At 75.7% G+C, this 4,474-nt stretch carries 1 protein-coding gene; it reads left to right on the forward strand.

The features are described from left to right. The coding region (locus KS423_RS39335) for a non-ribosomal peptide synthetase (protein ID WP_224284526.1) at nucleotides 1-4,474 on the forward strand (4,474 nt) is incomplete at both ends.

Genomic DNA, 4,474 nt, shown 5'->3' on the forward strand with positions numbered 1-4,474 from the left:
ACGCCCGCCCGGTCTGCGCGATCGGCACCGCCGAGGCCCTCGCCGGGCTCGACCTGCCCGCCGGCCTGCCCACCGTCCGGCCGGAGCAGGCCGACGGCCCGCCCGAAGCCGCCGGTGAGCCCCACACCGCCCCGCCCGCACCCCAACTGCACCAGCCCGCCTACGTGCTGCACACCTCGGGCTCCACCGGCCGCCCCAAGGGCGTGGTGGTCACCCACGCCTCACTGGCCAACCTGCACGCCGGCCTCGGCGAGGACCACATCGCCCCCGCCGTGCGCCGCACCGGACGGGACCGGCTGCGCGTCGCCCACAGCGCCTCGTTCGCCTTCGACGCCTCCTGGGACCCGGTGCTCTGGATGGTCCACGGCCACGAGCTCCACCTGCTGGACGACGCCACCTACCGCGACCCGGCCGCCCTCGCCGCCCACCTCGACCGCGAGCGCATCGACTACCTCGACCTCACCCCCTCCTACCTCGAAGTCCTGCTCGCCGAAGGCATCCTGGACGAGGGCCGGCACCGCCCGTCCGTCCTCGTGGTCGGCGGCGAGGCCACCCCGCCCGCGCTCTGGCAGCGCCTGACCGCCGTCCCCGGCCTGCATCCCGTCGACCTCTACGGCCCGACCGAGACCACCGTCGACGCCTACGCCTGGACCCCGGGCCCGGACGGCGCCCCGCACGGCCGGGTGGTGCGCGGCTCCCGCGCCTACGTCCTGGACGGCTCGCTGCGCCCCGTGCCCGACGGCGTCACCGGCGAGCTGTACGTGGCCGGCGCCTGCCTGGCCCGCGGCTACCTCGGCCGCCCCGACCTCACCGCCGAGCGCTTCCTCGCCGACCCGTTCGGCCCTCCCGGCAGCCGGATGTACCGCACCGGCGACCTCGCCCGGCGCCGCCCATGGGGGTCCCCCCGGCCGGAGGCTGGGGGAGGCACCCTGGAGTTCCTCGGCCGGGCCGACGACCAGGTGAAGATCCGCGGCTTCCGGGTCGAACCCGGCGAGATCGCCGCCGTCCTCGCCGAACTGCCCGGCGTCGCCCAGGCCGTGGTGATCGCCCGCCCCGGCCCGCAGGGCAAGCGCCTGCTCGGCTACGCCGTCCCGGAGAGCGGCAGCGCGCCGGACCCGGACGGGCTGCGCGCCGCGCTCGCCGCCCGGCTGCCCGCGCACATGGTCCCGGCGGCCGTCCTGCTGCTGGACGAACTGCCGCGCACCGCCCACGACAAGCTCGACCACCGCGCCCTGCCCGAGCCGGCCGTCGCCGCCGAAGGCACGGCGGCGGCCACGCCCCGGGAGGAGCTGGTGTGCGGCCTGTTCGCCGAGGTCCTCGGCCTGCCGCAGGCGCCCGGCCGGGACGCCTCCTTCTTCGACCTCGGCGGCCACTCGCTGCTCGCCGGACGCCTGGCAGCCCGGCTGCGCGACACCTTCGCCGCCCCGGTCGGCTTCGCCGACGTGTTCCGGCAGCCGACCCCGGCGGGCCTCGCCGCCCTGCTCGGCGCGGTCCGCGGTGAGGCCGCGCAGGCCGAGGAGCGCCGTTCGGCCCCGGTGCCGGTACCACGCACCGAGCGGATGCCGCTCTCGCCCGCCCAGCGCGGCCTCTGGTTCCTGCACTGCCTCGAAGGCCCCAGCCCCACCTACAACATCCCGCTGGCGCTCACCCTCACCGGCCCGCTCGACCGGCGCGCCCTCACCCTTGCGCTCGGCGACCTCGTCGCCCGGCACGAAGTCCTGCGCACCGTCTACGGGGAGGAACCGGACGGCACCCCGTACCAGCGCATCCTGCCGCCGTCGGCCGTCGAACTGCACGACGGAACCGGCGAGTTGGCCGATGCCGTCCGGTACGCCTTCGACCTGACCGCCGAACCGCCCCTGCGCGCCACACTGTTCACCGGGATCGCCGGGCCCGCCGCATCCTCCACCGGGCCCGCCGGCGGTGCGGAGCAGCACACCCTGCTCCTGCTGCTCCACCACATCGCGAGCGACGGCGCCTCCACCACCCCGCTGCTGCGCGACCTGGCCGCCGCCCACACCGCCAGGACCGCCGGACGGGAACCCGAACTGCCGCAGCACGCCATCCAGTTCGCCGACCACGCGGCCTGGCAGCGGGAGCGGCTCGGCACCGCCGACGCGCCCAGCCCGCTCGCCGTCCGGCAGACGGAGCACTGGCGCGCCGCGCTCGCCGGACTGCCCGACCAACTGGAGCTGCCCCTCGACCGCCCCCGCCCTGCCGTCGCGGGCCATCAGGGCGCCACCGTGCCCTTCATCCTCGGCGACGAGGCGCACACCGCCCTGGCCGGGCTCGCCCGGGCCGCGGACAGCACCGTCTTCATGGCCGTCCAGGCCGGTCTCGCGGCCCTGCTCACCCGGCACGGCGCCGGCACCGACATCCCGGTCGGCACCCCGGTGGCCGGCCGCGAGGACGAGGAAACCGCCGCACTGGTCGGCTACTTCGTCAACTCGGTGGTGCTGCGCACCGACACCTCCGGCGACCCGACCTTCCGCGAACTGCTGGCCCGGGTCCGCAGCACCGTGCTCGCCGCGCACGAGCACGCCGAACTGCCCTTCGACCGCCTGGTCGAGGAACTCAACCCGGCCCGCTCGCTCGCCCGTCACCCACTGTTCCAGGTGATGCTCGCCTGGCAGAGTCGCCCGGACGAGCGGATCGCCCTGGGCGGCGGCCTCACCGCCGAGATCGCCGCGATCCCCAGCGGAACCGCCAAGTTCGACCTCACCCTCAACGCGGGCGAACTGCCCGGCGGCGGCATCGGCGGCTTCCTGGAGTACCGCACCGACCTGTTCGACGCCACCACCGTGGCCGCCCTCGGGGAGCGCCTGACCCGGCTGCTCACCGCCGCCGCGAGCGCCCCTGACACCCCGATCGGCCGGCTGCCGCTGGTCAGTGAGGAGGAGCGGCTGCGCGCCCTGGTCGAGTGGAACGGCGCCCCCGTAGCCTCCGAGCCGAGCGTGACGCTGCCCGAGCTGTTCGAGGCGGCCGCCGCCGCCAACCCGCATGCGATCGCAGTCAGTTACCAGGACGAGCAGCTCGACTACACCGAACTCGCCGCCCGAGCCGACCGGCTGGCCCGGCTGCTGGCCGCCGAGGGCATCGGCCCCGGCACCATCGTCGCGCTCGCGCTGCCGCGTTCGCTCGAACTCGTCGTCGCCCTGCTGGCGGTGGCCAAGTCCGGCGCCGCGTACCTGCCGCTCGATCCCGACTACCCGGCCGACCGCCTCGCCTACATGCTGGCCGACGCCGCCCCCGCCGCCCTGCTCACCGACCGCGCCACCGCGCCCCGGCTGCCCGCCCACGAGGTGCGCCGACTCCTGGTCGACGGGCCGGAGTCCGAGCGCCACCCGGCCGTCCCACTGGCCCAGCACGAGCGCACCCGCCCGCTGAGCGCCGAGGACACCGCGTACGTCATCTACACCTCCGGCTCCACCGGCCGGCCCAAGGGCGTGCCGGTCACCCACCACAACGTGGTCCGGCTGTTCAGCGCGACCGACCACTGGTTCGGCTTCGGCGCCGAGGACGTGTGGACGCTGTTCCACTCCTACGCCTTCGACTTCTCGGTCTGGGAGCTGTGGGGCGCCCTGCTGCACGGCGGCCGGCTGGTCGTCGTCCCGCACCTGGTCAGCCGCGACCCGGCGGCCTTCCTGGACCTGCTCGCCCGCGAGCGGGTCACCGTGCTCAACCAGACGCCGTCCGCCTTCTACCAGCTCAGCGCCGCCGACCGGGACCGCCCCGGCAGTGAACTCACCCTGCGCTACGTGGTGTTCGGCGGCGAGGCGCTCGAACTCGCCCGGCTGGACGACTGGTACGACCGGCACGCCGAGGACGCGCCCACGCTGGTCAACATGTACGGCATCACCGAGACCACCGTGCACGTCTCGTACATCGCCCTCGACCGGGCGAGCGCCGCCGCCGGGAGCAGCAGCACCATCGGCGTCAACATCCCCGACCTGCGGGTCTACGTCCTCGACCAGCACCTCCAGCCCGTCCCGCCCGGCGTCACCGGCGAGATGTACGTGGCCGGGGCCGGTCTGGCCCGCGGCTACCTCGGCCGTCCCGAGCTGACCGCCACCCGCTTCGTCGCCGACCCGTACGCCGAGCTGTTCGGCGAGCGCGGCACCCGGATGTACCGCTCCGGGGACCTCGCCCGGCGCCGCACCGACGGCGTGCTGGAATACTTCGGCCGCGCCGACCAGCAGGTCAAGCTGCGCGGCTTCCGGATCGAACTCGGCGAGATCGAGGCCGTGCTGGCCGCCCACCCGGCCGTCGCCGACGCCGCGGTGGTGGTCCGGGAGGACGTACCGGGGGACAGGCGGCTGGTGGGCTACGCGGTGGCCGCCGGTGCCGAGCCGGACGAGCTGCGCACCCACGCCGCCGCCGAACTGCCGGCGCACATGGTGCCCTCCGCCGTGGTGCTGCTCGACCGCCTCCCGCTGACCGCCAACGGCAAGCTCGACCGGCGCGCCCTGCCCGC

Origin of the sequence: Streptomyces sp. LS1784, assembly GCF_020103755.1 — a bacterium.
Classification (GTDB): domain Bacteria; phylum Actinomycetota; class Actinomycetes; order Streptomycetales; family Streptomycetaceae; genus Kitasatospora.